Raw genomic sequence first — 18048 nt, 5'->3', positions numbered from 1 at the left:
GGGCCTGCTCTGGTACAGTCGGGCCTCCCGAACAGCACGGATATCCCGTCCAGCCATGCGCAAGTCCAGCAAGCTCAGTGAAGTCGCCAAGATCGCCGGCGTGTCGCCGATCACCGCATCGCGGGCGATCCGTGGCGTGGGCTACGTGTCCGAGTCGGCGCGCGCCCGCATCATGGAAGCGGCCGCGCAGCTGAACTACACGCCGGACATGCTGGCGCGGCGCATGCGCGGCGACAAGAGCAACCTGATCGGCGTGTTCGTCAACAACTATGGCTCGCTCGTGCTGCACGAAATCACGCGTGAAATCAGCGCGGAAGCGCGGGCACGCGGCTACGACATCCTGCTGTTCAACGCCGAAAGCTTCGACAGCCCTGCGCGTGCCGGCACCGTGGACATGCTGAGCAAGCTGTGCGACGGCCTGCTGCTGGTGATGCCGAGCGGCGCGGACGGCTACCTGGACGTGCTGGCGCAGCACCGCATGCCCTGTGTGCTCGTGAACTACGATGCGCGCCCGGTGGACCTGCCGATCGTGGCGCTGGACAACCGCAACGCCGCGCGGATGGCCGTCGAGCACCTGCTCGGGCTGGGCCACCGCCGCATCGCTTTCCTGGCCGGCACGACGGCCACCGGCCAGAGCGCCGAACGCGAGAAAGGCTACAAGGATGCGCTGCGCACGGCCGGCATTCGCGTCGATCCGGCGCTCGTCGTCGGCGGCGCGTTCAACCAGGCCGCCGGCAATGCCGCCGCACAGCAGCTGCTGGCCCTGAAGCGGCCGCCGACGGCGATCTTTGCCGCGAACGACGAGATGGCGTATGGCGCGATCGACGCGATCCACAGCCGCGGCCTGAAGGTGCCGGCCGATATTTCCGTGATCGGCTTCGACGACATCCCCCTGTCCAGCCACGTGTTCCCGCCGCTGACGACGATGCGCCAGCCGCTCAAGGAACTGGCCGCGCGCGCGGTGGGCGACGTGGTCACGCTGGCCCAGGGCGGTACCGTACCGCCCGCGAAGGTAGCCTTCGCGATGGAACTGGTGATCCGCCAGTCGACCGGGCCCGTCGCCGGAAAATGATCGGTCCCGCCGTCTCCGCCCTGCCCTCTCCGGCTGCCACGGCCGGGGAGCGTGATGGCGGTGCGGCGGGCACGACACCCGTGGTGAAAGCCGGCGCGGGCCTGGCCGCGCTGGCCGGCATGCTGGGCTGGCTGCTGCTGGGCGACCTGGGTCTCGCCATGCGCGACCGCGCGGCGCTGCCCTCCGGCCTGGAACTGCTGCGCGTGGCCGGCGCATCGGACACGGCCACGTCGCTGCTGCTGTCCACGGTCCCTGCGCTGCTGGCGATGTTCGTCGTGCCGCTGGTGGGCTGGCATTCGGACCGGCACCGGGGCCGCTGGGGCCGGCGCCGCCCTTACCTGCTGGTGGCGGCACCGGCGGGCTGCGCCGCGCTCGTGGGCCTGGCGTATTCGCCGGCGCTGGGCGCGACGGCCGATGCCCTGCTCGGCGACCTGTCCCCGGGCGCGCAGGTTTGCCGGCTCGCCGCGTTCGGCGTGTTCTGGACATTCTTCGACTGCGCGGCGCTGTGCGCCCTGTCCCTGTTCACGGGGCTCGTCAACGACGTGGTGCCGTTCGGCTGGCTGGGGCGCTTCTATGCGCTGTTCCGCATCGTCGGGCTGGGTGCCGGCATCGTGTTCCACCGCTGGATCTTCGCGCTGACCGATCATCATTTGACCGGGATCCTCGTCGCCACCGGCGGGCTGTTCGGCGGCTGCATCGCGGCGATGTGCGTGGGCCTGCGCGAGCCCGCGGCGCCATTGCCGCCGGCAGCGACCGCGCCGCCCGCGGCGTCGGCATCGGGCACCCTGCGCCGTGGCCTGCCGGACGGGTTCCTGGCCCGCCCGAACCTGTGGGCGATCGCCATGTTCGTCTGCGCCGCCATCACGTTCAACCCGTTCAACACGTTCTACCAGTTCTTCGCGCACGCCATCGCGGTACCGAAGGCCACGCTGGGCATGCTCACGGCGATCGGCTATGCCGTGTCGATCGGCTCGGCGTTCGCCATCGGCTGGCTGGTCGACCGATGCGGCGCGATGCCCATGTGCGCCGTCGTCATGGCGGCCTACTGCGCCGTGGCCGCGACGGGCACGCTGGTGGTCGACGACGCGGCCAGTTTCCAGGCCGTCTACCTGTGCCATGTGATCGTTTCCGGCGCATGGTGGACGGCCGCCGCGTCGATGCCGATGGCGCTGTTCCCGCGCGAGCGCTTCCTGCAGTTCAACGCGACCAAGGATTTCGTCGTCGTTGCCATTGCGATCCTCGTCGGCATCGTGCAGGGGCCGCTGCTGGACCTGTCCGGCCATGATTACCGCCTCACCCTGGGCTGCGGCGCCGTGTTCTCGGCGCTGTGCCTCGTTTGCCTGGCGCGCCTGCGCACCCTTCATCCAACAACAACCAGAGACTCATGACCAACCAGCCCTCCCGCCGGCGCGTACTGCTCGGCACCGCGGCCGCCGTCGGCAGCACCATGCTGCCCGCGCTCGCCGCCACGCCGTCGTCCTCCGCCCACCGCTTCGCCATCGGCGACAATGACTTCCTGCTGGACGGGAAGCCGCTGCAGATCCGCTGCGGCGAAGTCCACTTCGCCCGCGTGCCGCGCGAATACTGGATCCACCGGCTGAAGGCGATCAAGGCGATGGGCCTGAACGCCGTGTGCGCCTACCTGTTCTGGAACTACCACGAGTGGCGCGAAGGCCGCTATGACTGGAGCGGCCAGCGCGACGCCGCCGAATTCTGCCGGCTGGCCCAGGCCGAGGGCCTGTGGGTGATCCTGCGCCCCGGACCCTACGCCTGCGCCGAATGGGAAATGGGCGGCCTGCCATGGTGGCTGCTGAAGAGCCCCGGCGATGCATTCTTGCGCACCCGCGACGAGAATTTCGTGCAGCCGGTGCGGCGCTGGATGCGCGAAGTGGGCCGCGTGCTGGGCCCGCAGCAGGTCACGCAAGGCGGCCCGATCCTGATGGTGCAGGTCGAGAACGAATACGGCTTCTTCGGCGAAGACCTGGAATACATGCGCGTCATGCGCAAGGCGCTGCTGGACGGCGGCTTCGATGTGCCGCTGTTCCAGTGCAACCCCACCAACGCGGTGGCCAAGACGCACATCGCCGAACTGTTCTCGGTGGCGAACTTCGGCAGCGATCCGCAGCGCGGCTTCGCCGAACTGGCCAAGGTGCAGAAAGGCCCGCTGATGTGCGGCGAATACTACTCGGGCTGGTTCGACACGTGGGGAGCGCCGCACCGCACCGGCAGCCCGGCCAAGGCGGTGGCCGATATCGAGGCGATGCTGGCGGCCAACGGCTCGTTCAGTCTCTACATGGCGCACGGCGGCACGTCGTTCGGGCTGTGGGGCGGCTGCGACCGGCCGTTCCGGCCCGACACCACGAGCTACGACTACGACGCGCCGATCAGCGAGGCCGGCTGGGTGGGCGAGAAGTTCGACGCCTACCGTGCCGGCATCGGCAAGCACCTGGCGCCGGACGAAACGCTGCCGCGCCCGCCCGCGCACATGCCGGTCATGACGATTCCCGCCTTCACGCTGGCCGAGACCGCGCCCGTCTTCGCGAACCTGCCGTCGCGCGTGATCCGCGACGTCACGCCGAAACCGATCGAGCAGTACGACATCAGCCGCGGCGTGATCGCCTACCGCGTCACCCTGCCGGCCGGCCCGGCGGCGACGCTGGAGGCGGCCAAGGTGCGCGACCTGGCGTGGGTGTATATCGACGGCAGGCAGGTGGGCACGATGGACACGCGCTACCGCCGCTTCCGCGTCGACCTGCCGGCGCGCACAACGACCACCACGCTGGAAATCCTGCTGTACACGATCGCGCGGGTCAACTTCGGCGTGGAAATCCACGACCGCAAGGGCCTGCACGGCCCCGTCACCCTGCGGGTAAAGGGCAAGGAGCCGGTGGCGCTGGAAAACTGGGAGATCCGCGCCATCGACTTCGATGCGGACGGCGTGCTGCCGCCGCTGGAATTCAAGCCCGGCAAGACGAAGGGCCCGGCATTCTGGCGCGGCAGCTTCGACGCCGCCGCCGCCGCCGACACCTTCCTGGACATGACGACGTGGGGCCAGGGCATCGTGTGGATCAATGGCCGCTGCCTGGGCCGCTACTGGAGCATCGGCCCCACGCAGACGATGTACCTGCCCGGCCCGTGGATCAAGGCGGGCCGCAACGACATCGTGGTGCTCGACCTGACCGGCCCGCAGGACAACCGCATTGCCGGCGTGGCAAAACCCGTGCTCGACCGGCTGCGCCCGGAGCGCGACCTGGCGCGCCCGCCCAGCACGGCGCGCCTGGCGCTGCAGGGCGTAAAACCCGTCCACGAGGGCCGCTTCCAGCCCGGCGGCGCCACGCAGGACGTGCCGTTCGCGCAGGCCGCGCGTGGCCGCCAGCTGTGCATCGAGGCGCTCGACGCGTTCGACGGCAAGCCCTTTGCCGCGATCGCCGAACTGGCCTTGCTGGGCAAGGACGGCAAGACGCTGAACCAGACGCTGTGGGCGATCGCCTATGCCAGCAGCGAAGAAGCATCGAAGGAGGACGGCACGGCGCTGAACGCGATCAATGGCCAGAACACGGACTTCTGGCATTCGGCCTACAGCAAGACCGTGGCGCAGCCGCCGCACCGGCTTGTGCTCGACCTGGGCGCGCCGTTCGACGTGGCCGGCCTGCGCTACACGCCGCGCCAGGGACCGGACGGGGTAACGGGGCGCATCCGCCGCTACCGCGTTTATGTCGGCGACCGGCTCGTGGTCGATCAGGCATGAAAGGCTGAATAGACCTTCTGGACAGGAGTGCACACTCACCGCGCGCACGGTTGACCCGGCCGTGCGCGCTGCCAATACTGGAGCCCTTCCATTCGTTTCACAGGGCTCCTCGAATCCATGGCAACCGTTGCACAAGCTACCAGCACCACCCTCTCCGGCCAGAACCACATCGACGCACTGCTCGGCAACCTGCCGAACTGGAACTATGTCACTCCCGGCACCAATACCCTGTACTACTCGTTCTCCGTCGCCAGCAACCTGGAGTCGGGCAATCCTTCGCTGCTGAGCGCTCCGCTGGCGTTTTCGGCATCGCAGGTGGCCGCCACGCGCGGCGCCATGGCATACGTCGCCAAGCTTACCGGCATCAATTTCGTGGAAACGGCGGACGCCAACTTGGCGCAGGTGCACTTCGCAAACGCGAACCTGGCCGGTTCCGGCACCACGGGGCTGGACAGCAACCGCATCGGTTATTCGTACAACAGCAGCAATGTGGTCACGAAGTTCACCGCTGCCTCGTATGTCTATCTCGACAACGCCGAGTGGGCCGGCATGAACGCCAACCTCACGCCGGGTACGCAGGGCTATGAAACGCTGCTGCACGAACTGGGCCACATGCTCGGCCTGAAACACCCGTTCGAAGGCACGATCAAGCTGCCGTCGACGACGAACAACACGTCGCACACGCTGATGTCGTACACGCACAGCGGCGGCATCCATTCGACGTTCAGCGAAAACGACATCGCCGCGCTGAAGTGGCTGTACGGCGGCGATGGCCTGGCCGGCAACCTCGGTGTCAACTCGACCACCGGCGCGCGCTGGCTGGCCGGCACGGGCACGGCCAATTCGCTGGCCGGCGGCAGCGCCAACGATATCCTGGAAGGCGCGGGCGGCAACGATGTGCTCAATGGCGGCGCAGGCACCGATACAGCGTTCTACAACGGCGCGCGCAGCGGCTACACTGTCGTCCGCACCGGCACGGGCACGTGGAACGTGTCGGGTGCGGAAGGCAGCGACACGCTGACGAACATCGAACTGCTGCGCTTCACGGACGCGACGGTGACGCTGTCCAGCGGTGCGGTGACGATGACCGCGCCTTCCGCCACCGCCGGTGTCCTTGCGCTGCCGGGCGGGGAAGCCATGCTCACGTCGGTGGCCCGCGCCGAGGAACCCGTGTGGCGCGCGGCCGACGACATCGACGTGCAGCTGATCGGCCGCCACGGACACGGCCACGGGCATTTCGACCTGGCGTAATCGCATGGCCTGAGTGTCGGTTCTCCCGCTCATTGCAACAAAGTGTAATCCGGCCGCCCGCGAAAGCGGCGTCCGGATTATGCTGTTGCCAACACATGGGAGATTGCAATGGCCACCTACGAGACACTGCCGTACATTCCACTACTGAGCACCGGCGACATGGCCGGGGCAGACCACCTCGGCTTCGCACCGCGCAACGCCGGCGACGGCTATGACAACCAGGCGCTGTTCGCCAGCGCCGCGCCGGACGCCCATGCCTATCCGGTGTTCAGCTTCACGGCGGTGGCCGGCGCGCTGTACACGGTCACGTCGGAAAGCTGGTTCGATCCCGACAACCTGGTGCTCTTCGACGAGGATGGCTACCCGATCGCCGAGGATGACGGCTGGGGCGCCACCGGCCAGGATGGCCTGAGCTTCATCGCGCCCTACTCGGGCACCTATTACGTGGATGCGTCGTGGAACCAGGCGGCGCCGCCGCGCAGCGGCGTCGAAGTGGCGGTGCTGGAAGACCTCGACACGATTCCGCTGGCGATCGGCCAGGGCACGGAAAAGGCCGACGACATCACGGGTACGTCCGCCAACGATGCGCTGTACGGCAATGGCGGCTGGGACTTGCTGGAGGGTGCCGGCGGCAGCGACCTGCTCGACGGCGGCAGCGGCACCGATACGGGCTGGTACGAGGGCCGGCTGGACGACTACGACGTGACCGTCGCCGGCCACCGCCTGTTCGTCACCGATGACGTGGGGCTGGACGGCGCGGACACGCTCGTCAACGTGGAACGGCTGGAATTCGTCGACGTGGCGCTGGCATTCGACACCGACGGCACCGCCGGCGAAGCCTACCGGCTGTACCAGGCCGCCTTCGACCGCGCGCCGGACGAAGCGGGTCTTGGCTACTATATCGCGCGGCTGGATGCCGGCGCCAGCCTGCACGACGTGGCCGCGTCGTTCGTCACCTCGAACGAGTTCCGCGCCATTTACGGCAACAACCCCGGCACCACGGCGATCATCACCGGCTTCTACGAGCACGTGCTGAACCGCGTGCCCGATCCCTCGGGCATGCAGTACTGGCTGGACATCCTGAACACCGGCAAGGACTCGGTCGCCGGCGTGCTGGCATCGTTCAGCGAAAGCCAGGAGAACTACGACCAGCTGATCGGCGTGATGCAGGATGGGATGGCGTATCAGGTCTGGGGTTGAGCAGGGGTTTCGCGGAGCACTGCTCCGCGCCTGCGCAACGGGTCAGGCATGCAGGCCTGGCCCTGGAGGTCACCGCGCCTGGAACCCCCGCCCCGTGGCGGCCCAGTAGATGCCGCCATACAGGTGGTGCCTGAAAACCGGATCGGCGTAGGTTGCCGGCAGGTGGCCCAGCGCCGTGTAGAAGGCGCGGCCGCCGTCGTATTGCTGGTACCAGCTGATCGGGTGGAACGCGCCCATTCCCGTGCCCTTGCCGCTCTCCGGCCGGTACGTGGTTTCGTCGACGGACAGCAGGTAGCGCAGCCCCTTCGATTCCGCAGCACCGTACTCGTACCACTCCTCCGTCACCAGCGTGCGCGGCGCGAAGCGCTCCATGCCGGGAAAGTTCGCATCCTCCACCTTCAGCACCGCCGACTGCACGGCCGGGTGGGCGACGAACATGTGGCCAACGAGCCGGCGGTACCACGGCCAGCCATGCTCCGTATCCGCCGCCGCGTGCACGCCCACATAGCCGCCACCGGCGCGCATGTAGCGCTCGAATGCCTGTTGCTGCCCTTCGTCCAGCACATCGCCCGTCGTCGACAGGAACACCACAGCCTTGTACTTCGCCAGCTCCTTGTCGTTGAAGACGCGCTTGGCATCCTCCGTCCAGAACACGTTGAAATCATGCAGGCGCCCCATCTCGCGCAGCGCCGCCACGCCCTCGTGGATCGACTCGTGATGCCACCCCGCCGTGCGCGAGAACACCAGCACATCGAACTGCGCCGCCAGCGCCGGTGCCGATGCCAGCGCGAGCAAAGCCGTTATAGCAAGTTTCATGTCCCCTCCAGAATATTTCCCAAAACCGGGGTCAGACCCCGTTTTGAGGAAAGTTTTATATACGCCGGCAGTCGAAGTCCCCCCGCCGTTAACAAAATTGCCCAGAATCGGGGTCTGACCCCGGTTCTGGGCAACTAATTTCCTGAAACCGGGGTCTGACCCCGGTATTCGGAAATATTTTACTTCGGCAAGGCTAGCGTGGTGCGGGAGGTGATGGCGTCGGAGGCGCCGCCGAGGGTGAACTCGTACGTGCCGGGGCGGCGCTGCCAGTCGCGGGTTTTCGGTTCCCACACGGCCAGCATGCGCGGGTCGACCGTCACGCTGACGGCTTTGCTTTCACCCGGCTGCAGTGCCACCTTGTCCCAGCCGGCCAGGCGGCGCGGGGCTTCCCAGCCGGCGGCCTTGGCGGAAGCGGGGGCCGGGCCCACGTACACCTGCGGCACGGCCTGGCCGGCGCGCTTGCCGGTGTTGGCGACGGTGAACGACAGCACCACCTTGCCGCCATCGTTGCGGGCCTTCAGGTCGCGGTATTCGTACGTGGTGTACGACAGGCCGTGGCCGAACGCGAACAGCGGCTTCTTGCCGGTCTTCTCGAACCACTTGTAGCCGACGGCCGCGCCTTCGATGTTGTAGTCGGTGGTGAAGCGGCCATCGCGGCTGGTCGGGTCGCCGTCGATCTTCGGCCGCGGCAGCTGGGCTTCCGAGGCGGGGAACGTGGCGGCCAGGCGGCCGGACGGATTGACTTCGCCCGTCAGCAGGCGCGCGATCGCTTCGCCGCCGGCGGAGCCGGGGAACCATGCGGCCAGCACGGCGCCCACGTTGTCCAGCCACGGCATTGTGACAGGGTTGCCCGTCTCCAGCACGACGACGGTGCGCTTGTTGGCACCGGCCACGGCGGCAATCAGCGCATCCTGGTTGTCAGGCAGGGCCATCGATGGCGCGTCGAGGCTTTCGGCCGCCCACTGGGTCGCGAACACGATCGCCACGTCGGCACCGGCGGCGGCCTTCGCGGCGGCGGCGGCATCCTTGCCGTCGACGTAGGTGACGCGTGCCTTCGTGCGCGCCTGCAGCGCCTTCATCGGCGACGACGGCAGCCAGATGATCGGCCCCGGGAAGCCCTTCGGCCCCTCGCCTTTCACCGCGCTGCCACCGTGCGGGTGCACCTGCGCCGCGCCGCCGCCCGAGATCACCGCCTTGTCGGCATGACCGCCGATGATGACGATCGACTTCACATCAGCGGTCAAAGGCAGCACGTTGCCGGCGTTCTTGAGCAGCACGCTGCCCTCTTCCGCCACCTGCCGCGTCACCTTCGCGTGGGCCGCGAAGTCGATCTTTTCAGGTTCGACCTTCGGCTGCGGCGCATCCATCAGGTTGTTGGCATACATGGCGCGCAGGATGCGTTTCGCCATGTCGTCCAGCCGCTCCTTCGGCACGTGGCCATTGTCGACGGCTTCCTTCAGCGCGGGGCCGAAGTACATCGACTTGTCGAACGGCCAGCCGGACTGCTGGTCGAGGCCACCATTGGCGGCCTGCGTGGTCGAGTGCGTGGCACCCCAGTCGGACATCACAAAGCCCTTGTAGCCCCAGTCCTTCTTCAGCACCTTGTTGAGCAGCCAGTCGCTTTCGCACGCATACACGCCGTTAACCAGGTTGTACGCGCACATCACCGAGCCCGGATCGCCGCGCTCGATCGCGATGCGCATCGCCAGCAGGTCGGACATCTGGCCGGCCTGCTCGTCGATCTTCACGTCGATCGTGTTGCGGTTGGTTTCCTGGTCGTTGAACGCGAAGTGCTTGATCGTGCCGACGATATTGTTCGACTGGTTGCCGCGGATCTGCTCGCCCGTGATGATGCCGGCCAGCAGCGGATCCTCGCCCGCATATTCAAAATTGCGGCCGTTGCGCGGATCGCGCTGCAGGTTCACGGCGCCGCCCAGGATCACGTTGTGCCCGGACAGCCGCGCCTCGCGGCCGATCATCGCACCGGCTTCGTACGCCAGCTTCGTGTTCCAGCTGGACGCCGTGGCCATGCCGGACGGCAGCGCCGTCCGTTCCCGCGGCGCGGGCGACGGCTGCGTCGCCACGCCCAGGCCCGCGTCGGTCTGCCACTGCGGCGGGATGTTCAGCCGCGGCACGCCCGGCACATAGCCGGCCGTGTACGGAATCGCATCCTTCGGCGGCTTGACGCCGGCGAATTCGGCACCGAAGTAGCCGAAGACGAGCAGCATCTTCTCCGCCTGCGTCATCTGCGCCACGGTGTCCTGGGCGCGCTTGTCGGCATCCGGCGCAGCATGCGCAGTAGTTGCCAGATTCGTTGCAAATGCCGCCGCCAGGGCGACGGCCAGTACTTTGTTCATCACCGCCATTACAGTTTCACCGTCACTGGTTTGCCTTCATACGTCACTTCCTTGTCGGCAGCGTCGAACGTCTCCGAGCTGGAAACGCCCGGCTTGACGAAATGCACGCGGAACGTGCGCTTCGCGATCATGCCTTCGTAGCCATCGCCGGCGCGCTGGCCGATCGTCAGCGTGCCCTTCTTCTCGTCCCACGACAGCGGGATGCGCGAGTACTTGCCGCGCTGGTAATCCTCGCTCACGCCATCGTCCTCGTAGAAGCTGAACTGGCCATTCGCGCCCGTGTACACCTTCAGCGTGACCGGCGCATCCGGCTTCTCGTCCACATACTGCGTGACAGGGCCCATCGGCACGATCGAACCGGCTTTCACGAACAGCGGCATGCGCGTTTCCGGCGCGGCGGCCGTGACCGTGCGGCCACCCTGCAGGCGCTCGCCGGTATGGTAGTCATACCACTGGGCACCCTTCGGCAGGTAGACCTTGCGCACGCGGGCACCATACTCGGAGACCGGCGCCACCAGGAAGGCGTGGCCGAACAGGAACTCGTCCTTTACGTCCTTCGAACCGGGGTCGGTCGGGAAGTCCATCACCAGACCGCGCATGATCGAGCCTTCGTTGAAGTACGTGCTCGAAGCGGTCGCATAGATGTAAGGCATCAGGCGGTAGCGCAGCTTCAGGTACCACACCATCGAATCGCGCATCGGCGAGCCTTCCGGCGCAATGTTCTGGATTTCGCGCTTGACCACTTCGCCGTGCGAGCGGAACAGCGGCGTGAACGCGCCGAACTGCCACCAGCGCAGGTTCAGCTCGCGCCATTCCTTCAGGTCTTCCGGCTTGATTTCCACGCCGCCGATGCCACGGTTCTCCTGCGCCGAACCCAGCTCGCCGCTCTGGAAGCGGGTTTCCTGCGCATAGCCGCCGATATCGTGCGTCCAGTTCGGCACGCCGGACATCGACGAGCTCACGCCGGCCGAGATCTGGTCATACAGGTTGTTCCAGCGGCCCACCGTGTCGCCGCTCCACGTGGCCACGTAGTTGCGCTGCACGCCGGCAAAGCCGGAGCGCGACAGGATGAACTGCCGTTTATTTGGCTGGTCGCGTTTCAGGCCGTCATACAGGGCCTGCGTCTGCAGCAGGCTGTAGGAGTTGAACGTGATCTCGCCGGGACCGTAGACGGTCGGGCCGATCAGCTTCTTGAAGTCCTCCAGGCGCGTGTTCGACAGCACATCCGGCTCGGTGTTGTCGAGCCACCAGGCGTCGAAGCCCAGGTCCACCAGCTTGGTCTTCATCTGGCGATAGTAGATGTCGCGCGCTTCCTGCGTGTACGGCGAGTAATGGCTGTTCTTGTAGCCCGGGCCAACCCAGTCCAGCGCGCCATCCTCGACGTTCTTGGTCCACATATGGCCCTTGGCCTTCAGCTCCTGGTAGTTGTCGGTGTTCTCATAGAACTTGCCCCACACGGACAGCATGATGCGCGCGTTCATCTTGTGCACCTGGTCCACCATGCCCTTCGGGTCGGGGAAGCGCTTCGGATCCCAGTCGTGCGAGCCCCAGCCGTTTTCCGGCCAGTAGAACCAGTCCTGTACGATGTTGTCGAGCGGCCAGCCGTTCTGGCGGTAGGTCTTCACGGTATCGAGCAGCTGTTCCTGCGTCTCGTAGCGCTGGCGCGACTGCCAGAAGCCATAGGCCCACTTCGGCATCAGCGGCTGGGTACCCGTCAGCACGCGGTAGCCGCCGATCACGTTGTCGATGCTGGTGCCGCGGATCACGTAGTAGTTCAGGCCTTCGGCGATCTCGGACGAGAACTGCAGCGAGTGGCGCTCGGCTTTCGGCAGCGGATTGTTGTGCGCCACGTAGATCATGCCGCCTTCCGGCTTCCACTCCAGCTTGAAGTCCACGGGCTTGTTGGCGCCGAAGTTCACCTCGAAGTTGTGGTACCACGGGTTCCAGCCCTGGCGCCACACATCCATCACCTGCTTGCCATCCACGGTCAGCGTGGCATAGTCGGACGAGTACAGCTTCATCTTGTGCACGCCCGGCTTGTCGCTCGCGAGCTTGCCTTCCCAGACGACCTTGACGTCCTTCAGTTCCTTCAGCGGCTTGAGTTCCTTCGGCCAGAACTCGGCGACGTCCTTCAGGTACTGGTAATTGATCTTGTCTTCGCGGCGCTCCAGCGCCAGCTTGCCGCCGATGTAGTAGCGGGCGGTCAGCGCGCCTTCCTTGCCGGCGGCGTCCGTCAGCTTCAGGTCGCGGCCGATCGGGCCATAGGGACGGGCATCGCCGAAGCGGGTGATGCCGTTGTTGTCCCACAGGATGCCGTAGTTCTTGTCGGAGACCACCAGCGGGATGGCGATGTCCATATTGTGCTGCAGGAGATCGACGTCCTCGCCGTTCAGGTTCATCTGGTTGTTCTGGTGCTGGCCGGTGCCGTAGAACGCATCCTTCGTGCCGTAGTTGAAGCCCTGCTTCACGGCGAAGTATGGCTTGCCGCCCACGGAGACCGGCTGCATGTCCTCGGCATCCTGCTTCAGGAAGACGGCGCCGCCCTTGTCGGCGAACTGCACGCGGCCATCCTTCAGCGACACGGTGGCCACCAGCTTCTTCGTGCTCAGGGAAACGCTGTCGCCGCTTTTCTTCACATCGAACGTGCAGGCGCACGGCTTGGCGATCGTCATCAGCGATGGCGTCAGCTCCTTGCCGGCCTGGTCGACTTTCACGACGTGGACGATATTGTCGGCCATGACCTGCAGGCGGATCTCTTTCGCTGCGCCATTGTCCGGCGCGATCGTCACGCCGGTGGAAGTCTGCTGGAACGTGCCGGCCCATGCCGGCGCGCCCGCCGCCACCATCAGGCATGCCAGGCTCACTGCTTTGATATTCGATTTGATCATTGATAGGTCCCCAGTTTGATTTTGAGTACGAAAGGCTTGACGCCGAAGTTCAGGCCATAGTCGGTCTGGTCGCCGTTCCACACGCGTTCCATCACCCACTTGCCATTCGCATACTGCCCCTCCTCCACGCGCGCATACATCGACGGCTTGCCGGCATTGCGGCCGGCCGGGTCGAACTTGATGCGCGCGTTCTGCGCGACGACGATGAACTCGTTGTCGGCGATCTGCGCGATGGCCAGGCCACCGTTCGGCTTTTCCGTGCCTTCGACCGGATCGTTCTTTTCCATCGAGTCGCCGAACTGTCGCTGGCGGAAGCTGACCGTCGCCTTCCAGCCGTTCAGCGCGATATCCTGCGGCTTGCGGTCGTCATGTTCGAACACGCCGCGGGTGCGGCCTTCAAAGCCCCACTTCGCCCACTCGCGCATCATCGGCCGGAACGCGCCGTACACCTTGCCGAACGGCTCGGTCATCGTCTTGTCGGTCGCCTTCGAGCCCAGCGGGTAGTTGGAGAACGCGAAATAATCGATGCCGAACGGCGCGAAGCCGATGCCGCCCTGGCCGAACACGGCGTAGGCCACCCGTGCGAAGTCTTCCGAGTTGCCGATTTCCGGCACGAACAGCGGATTGTCCTTCGTGTGGAACTGCTCCAGCGTTTTTGCGATCTTGTCGGATTCGTGCAGGTAGATGTCCGGGCCGGCCACGTCGATGTGCGGCGCGGCGCCTTCGTAGATGCCCAGCACGTCGTAGGTCGGGCCGCCGCTGGCGAAGTTGCCCTTCCATGGCGCCAGCGGTTCCACCGGATCGCGCAGCGCGTTGTTGACGAACATCGGCAGGTCGTAGACGGCGCGGCCGGCCTTGGCGATCTCCTCGATGTAGTTCGCCACGGCCCACGTATGGAAGTACTGGTCCGCGTAATCGCCGTAGACTTCCTTCCATGTGCCAGAGCGCTTACCCAAGGTGTTTGACGAACTGCGAGGGGACTTCTGCTTCGCCAGCACGGCGGCCGGGACCGGCGCGTTGAACGCCTTCTGCGCGGCCGGGCTGTGGTCGCGCACCAGGCCGTAGGTGCCCACTTCATTCTGCACCTGCACCATGATGACGGTCTGCCGGTCGCCATCGATGGCCTTCAGGTGCTTCATGAACTCCACGAACGCGCGCTTGTCGGCCTTCAGCGTTTCAACGGCATGGGGCGAATGGCTGTAGCTGCTCTTGCCCTTCTCGTCCACCATGCGCGGGAAGCGCTTGTTGTCGAACTTGACCCACTCCGGCAGGTAGGCCGGCGCGGTGTTCTTCCAGGTGCCGAACCACAGCAGCACCAGGCGCACGTCCTTGTCGCGCGCTTCCTTCACGAGCGTGTCGACGAAGCTGAAATCGAACTTGCCCTCGACAGGTTCGACCTGCTCCCACGCGATCGGGATTTCCAGCGTATTGGCCTGCGCGTCGGCAACCGCGGCCCACACCTGCGGCAACGCCTTCGGGTAGTTGCTGGAGTTGTGCGCCTGCGCACCCAGGATCAGGTATGGCGCGCCATCGACCATCAGCGCGTGGCGGCCATCCTTCGACACGACGCGCGGCAGTTCGCCGGCAATGGTGGCCGAAGCCGCCATCGCCATCGCGCACGCACCGGCCAGCAAGCTCTTCAAGAAAATCTGCTTGGCGGTTTTCATCGACTCCCTATCAGAACGAGTAGTTCAGTTTCGCGGAATAGCGTGGGCCGGAGACGAACCATGCGCGGCCCATCATGCCGATCCCCTGCTGCATCAGCTGCTTGTACTTCGAGTCGGTCAGGTTCGAACCATCGACGACGATCTGCATGCGCTCGTTGAACTGGTAGGACACGGAAGCATCGAGCTGGCCGTAGTCGTCCGCCCACGTCGGCAGTGCCCAGCCGATGTTGGTGGCGCCCGGGGTGGCGCTGTTCGGATTGGTGTCCGTACCGTCGCCGCCGCGCGTGCCGTTCACGTTCACGCCCTGCAGGTTCTTCGAGCGCCAGCTCCATGCCGCGCGCGCCGACCACTTGCCGTAGTCGTACAGCAGCGCCAGGTTGTAGGCGTTTTTCGACAGGTATTGCAGCGGCAGGTCGCCGAAGGACTGGCCGTTGGTGTCGCAGCCGTTCTGGTTCAGGTTGACGTTCGCCACGTTATTGCCACCGCTGCAGTAGGCGGTGAACGTGCTGGTCGACAGCTTCGTGTTGCTGTCCACGTAAGTGTAGTTGGCCTGCACGCCGATGCCGGCCCAGGCGCCCGGCAGCTTGTCGAAGTACTGCTGGTAGGCGACCTCGAAACCGGTGGCCCGGCCAGACGCGCCATTCACCGGCGCGGTGACGTTGAAGTTGTACATGCGGCCATTCACGTCCGGCAGCGCGTACTGGTACGTCTGGTTGACGATGATGTCCTTCAGCCGCTTGTGGAACATGGCCAGCGTGATCGAGCTCGATTTGCCGAAGTACCATTCGCCCGTCAGGTCCAGCTGGTCGGACTTGATCGGCTTGAGCATCGGGTTGCCCTTGCCTTCGCCCGTCTGCGACACGCTGTTCACGTTCGTGTTGGACGGACGGTCGGGGAAGATGGTCGTCGTCGTGTCCGTCGATTGCGACAGGGTCGTGTAGCCCTGCAGCTGCGAGAAGTCCGGCCGCGAGATGGCACGGGCCAGCGCGAAGCGGAATTGCAGGTCGTCTCGTGCCTTCAGGCGCAGGTTCAGGCTCGGCAGCACGTTGCTGTACGAGTTCTGGTAGTCCCTGCCGGCCGAGTAGGCGGGGATGTTTGGAATCGGCACGCCGGTGAGCGTCTGCGGCGGATTGACCACGGCGCTGGTGTTGTTGAACACCGTGTAGCCGTTCGCATCCATCTCCGTCTTCACGTAGCGCACGCCCACGTTGCCGTCGATCGGCATCTTCAGGTCATCCCAGCCGAAGCGCAGCTGTGTATAGAAGGCCTTGGTCTTTTCCGACTGCTCGTTGATGCCCGACGGATTGCCGCCGAACGCAGCGGGTGTCCATGGCGAGCAGTTCGGCGCCGTGCCCGCATTCGCGGCCGCCTCGCGGCACAGGATCTGGTAGTACTCGTGCAGCGCTGCGTAGCTTTGCGGGAAGCCGGTGGCCACCGACACGTTCGGGAACACGACGGACGGCACGCTGGCCTTGCCGTTGAAGAAGTTGTCGAACGTGCCCAGGTAGGTATTGCCGCCGAAGCGCGGGTCCGACAGGTAGGCCAGCTTGCTGATCGACGTGCCCATCCACGGCGCCGTGACAGCCGCCCAGTGGTAGTCGGGGTTCGACAGCTCGGTGGTGGCGTCGCGCTTCGTGAAGCGCACGCCGAAGCGCAGGTCGCGCAGCACCGGGTTCTCGAACGTGTACTTGGCGTCCAGCTTCAGTGCCTTCGACTCGGACTCGCTCTGGTCCAGGTGTTCCTGCGTGAAGTTCCAGTAGTAGTTGCCCGCGTTGGCCAGGTGCGCGCGCTGGGCATCGTTGAAGATCAGGTTCGGCCGGTCGCCGGTCAGGTCCAGGGTCTGCGTCGGCATTTTTACCGCGGTGGCCACGGTGGAATCGAAGCCGTTGCTCTTGGCCTTGATGCGCTGCAGATCGGACGTAAACGTCCAGCTGTCGCCCACGCGCCATTCCACGTTCCAGGAAATGTCGGTGGTGTCGGATTTGCGGCTCGCCACGCGCGTGTCGGCGCCATAGTCGATGCCGCCGTCGGCCGGCGAGGCGAACGTGCCGGTCAGGAACTGGCCATTGGCGCCCCACGTCGCGTCCGGGCTGACCTGGAAGTTATACGGATTCGAAGCGGCGAAGATCGCATTCTCGTCCCACTGCATGTCGTACTTCGACTTGAAGAACGTGACGTGCGAACGCAGGTTGGCATCCTTCTTCCACTGCAGCGCGCCGTACAGGCCCTGGCGTTCGCGGTTGAAGTTCAGCGTGCGCCATTGCGCGCCCTTCGGAATCCACACGGTGCGCCCTGCAACGATATTGTCGCGCGGGTAGTACGGCTCGACCTGGAACCCGTCGGTGCGGGTGCCGCTCTCGGAGTGCGCGAAGTCGACCAGCACGCCGAACTCGCCCAGACCCGTCTTCCAGCGGTCGGACAACAGGATCGATGCGGAAGGCGACCATTTGCCACCCTTCAGTTCCGAGTAGGTAGTGGAGGCCGACAGTGCGACCTTGCGGCCCTTGAAGTCGAACGGCAGCGCCGTGCGCAGGTTGACCAGGCCCCCGATGCCGCCTTCGATCTGCTCGGCGGACGGGTTCTTGTAGATATCCACGCCGGCCATCAGTTCCGGCGGCACGTCCTCGAAGTTCAGCGAACGGCCACCGTTGGCCGAGAACGAATCGCGGCCATTCAGTTCCGAGCGCACCCATGACAGGCCTCGGATCGACACACCGGAACCTTCGACGGAATAGTGTTCCGGGTCGGAACGCGACATCGTGCGGTCGATCGTCACGCCGACCACGCGCTGCAGTACCTCGGTGACCGATTTGTCGGGCAGCTTGCCGATATCGGCGGCCACGATCGAATCGACGATCTCGTCCGAGTTCTGCTTGATCTTCTGGGCGTTTTCCAGCGAGGCGCGCTGGCCAGTGACGACGACCGTCGCCGTATTGGCGCCCGTGCCGGTATCGGCGGTCTGCGCATGGGCCGCGCCGGCCATGAACGCGATCTGCGCCGCTGCCAGCGCCATTGCGTTGAGCTTGAATTGATTCACCTGCATCTCCTT

At 65.8% G+C, this 18048-nt stretch carries 10 protein-coding genes; 5 read left to right on the top strand and 5 right to left on the bottom strand.

The genetic code is table 11. The annotated features are described in order from the left end of the window. The first annotated feature begins 55 nt into the window (after positions 1 to 55). The 5 genes from EWM63_RS22940 (at position 56) to EWM63_RS22920 (ending at position 7271) form a co-directional block, all read left to right on the top strand. Positions 56 to 1072, top strand: a complete 1017-nt coding sequence (locus tag EWM63_RS22940; protein ID WP_130188605.1) for a LacI family DNA-binding transcriptional regulator — start codon at positions 56 to 58, stop codon at positions 1070 to 1072. Beyond that, a complete protein-coding gene (locus EWM63_RS22935; RefSeq protein WP_130188604.1) occupies positions 1069 to 2460 on the top strand; it encodes an MFS transporter in 1392 nt (463 codons plus the stop codon). Before EWM63_RS22940 ends, EWM63_RS22935 begins: the two co-directional genes overlap by 4 nt. Continuing rightward, the gene (locus EWM63_RS22930; RefSeq protein WP_130188603.1) at positions 2457 to 4820 is read left to right on the top strand and encodes a beta-galactosidase; all 2364 of its coding nucleotides are present in this window, start codon (positions 2457 to 2459) and stop codon (positions 4818 to 4820) included. The genes EWM63_RS22935 and EWM63_RS22930 overlap by 4 nt, the downstream gene beginning before the upstream one ends. A gap of 117 nt (positions 4821 to 4937) precedes the next feature. Beyond that, a complete protein-coding gene (locus tag EWM63_RS32115) occupies positions 4938 to 6071 on the top strand; it encodes a reprolysin-like metallopeptidase (RefSeq protein ID WP_130188602.1) in 1134 nt (377 codons plus the stop codon). Positions 6072 to 6179: 108 nt separating this feature from the next. Further along, positions 6180 to 7271 carry a DUF4214 domain-containing protein gene (locus tag EWM63_RS22920; protein WP_130188601.1) on the top strand — a complete coding sequence of 364 codons (1092 nt, stop codon included), beginning with the start codon at positions 6180 to 6182 and terminating at the stop codon, positions 7269 to 7271. Between the two features lie 69 nt (positions 7272 to 7340). Here the strand turns inward: EWM63_RS22920 and EWM63_RS22915 are convergent, their stop codons facing one another. The 5 genes from EWM63_RS22915 to EWM63_RS22895 form a co-directional block, all read right to left on the bottom strand. After that, entirely contained in the window at positions 7341 to 8087 is a 747-nt protein-coding gene (locus EWM63_RS22915) for a ThuA domain-containing protein (protein WP_130188600.1), read from the bottom strand. Between the two features lie 179 nt (positions 8088 to 8266). Next, complete coding sequence (locus EWM63_RS22910) at positions 8267 to 10444, bottom strand: beta-glucosidase family protein (protein WP_130190553.1); 2178 nt, start codon at positions 10442 to 10444, stop codon at positions 8267 to 8269. Between the two features lie 8 nt (positions 10445 to 10452). Continuing rightward, complete coding sequence (locus EWM63_RS22905; protein WP_130188599.1) at positions 10453 to 13332, bottom strand: glycoside hydrolase family 31 protein; 2880 nt, start codon at positions 13330 to 13332, stop codon at positions 10453 to 10455. Next, complete coding sequence (locus EWM63_RS22900; protein WP_229487450.1) at positions 13329 to 14975, bottom strand: GH35 family beta-galactosidase; 1647 nt, start codon at positions 14973 to 14975, stop codon at positions 13329 to 13331. The genes EWM63_RS22905 and EWM63_RS22900 overlap by 4 nt, the downstream gene beginning before the upstream one ends. A 34-nt stretch (positions 14976 to 15009) precedes the next feature. Further along, the gene (locus tag EWM63_RS22895; RefSeq protein WP_130188597.1) at positions 15010 to 18042 is read right to left on the bottom strand and encodes a TonB-dependent receptor; all 3033 of its coding nucleotides are present in this window, start codon (positions 18040 to 18042) and stop codon (positions 15010 to 15012) included. Between the last annotated feature and the right edge of the window lie 6 nt (positions 18043 to 18048).

The sequence above is a fragment of the Pseudoduganella lutea genome, assembly GCF_004209755.1.
Taxonomy (GTDB): Bacteria; Pseudomonadota; Gammaproteobacteria; order Burkholderiales; family Burkholderiaceae_D; genus Rugamonas; species Rugamonas lutea.
This window is presented reverse-complemented; position numbering and strand designations above follow the sequence as displayed.

What these genes read in the sequence shown, in the direction of transcription:
- EWM63_RS22940 (WP_130188605.1), top strand. Translation starts at nt 56, where the DNA reads ATGCGCAAGTCCAGCAAGCTCAGTGAAGTCGCCAAGATCGCCGGCGTG.
- EWM63_RS22935 (WP_130188604.1), top strand. Translation starts at nt 1,069, where the DNA reads ATGATCGGTCCCGCCGTCTCCGCCCTGCCCTCTCCGGCTGCCACGGCC.
- EWM63_RS22930 (WP_130188603.1), top strand. Translation starts at nt 2,457, where the DNA reads ATGACCAACCAGCCCTCCCGCCGGCGCGTACTGCTCGGCACCGCGGCC.
- EWM63_RS32115 (WP_130188602.1), top strand. Translation starts at nt 4,938, where the DNA reads ATGGCAACCGTTGCACAAGCTACCAGCACCACCCTCTCCGGCCAGAAC.
- EWM63_RS22920 (WP_130188601.1), top strand. Translation starts at nt 6,180, where the DNA reads ATGGCCACCTACGAGACACTGCCGTACATTCCACTACTGAGCACCGGC.
- EWM63_RS22915 (WP_130188600.1), bottom strand. Translation starts at nt 8,087, where the DNA reads ATGAAACTTGCTATAACGGCTTTGCTCGCGCTGGCATCGGCACCGGCG.
- EWM63_RS22910 (WP_130190553.1), bottom strand. Translation starts at nt 10,444, where the DNA reads ATGAACAAAGTACTGGCCGTCGCCCTGGCGGCGGCATTTGCAACGAAT.
- EWM63_RS22905 (WP_130188599.1), bottom strand. Translation starts at nt 13,332, where the DNA reads ATGATCAAATCGAATATCAAAGCAGTGAGCCTGGCATGCCTGATGGTG.
- EWM63_RS22895 (WP_130188597.1), bottom strand. Translation starts at nt 18,042, where the DNA reads ATGCAGGTGAATCAATTCAAGCTCAACGCAATGGCGCTGGCAGCGGCG.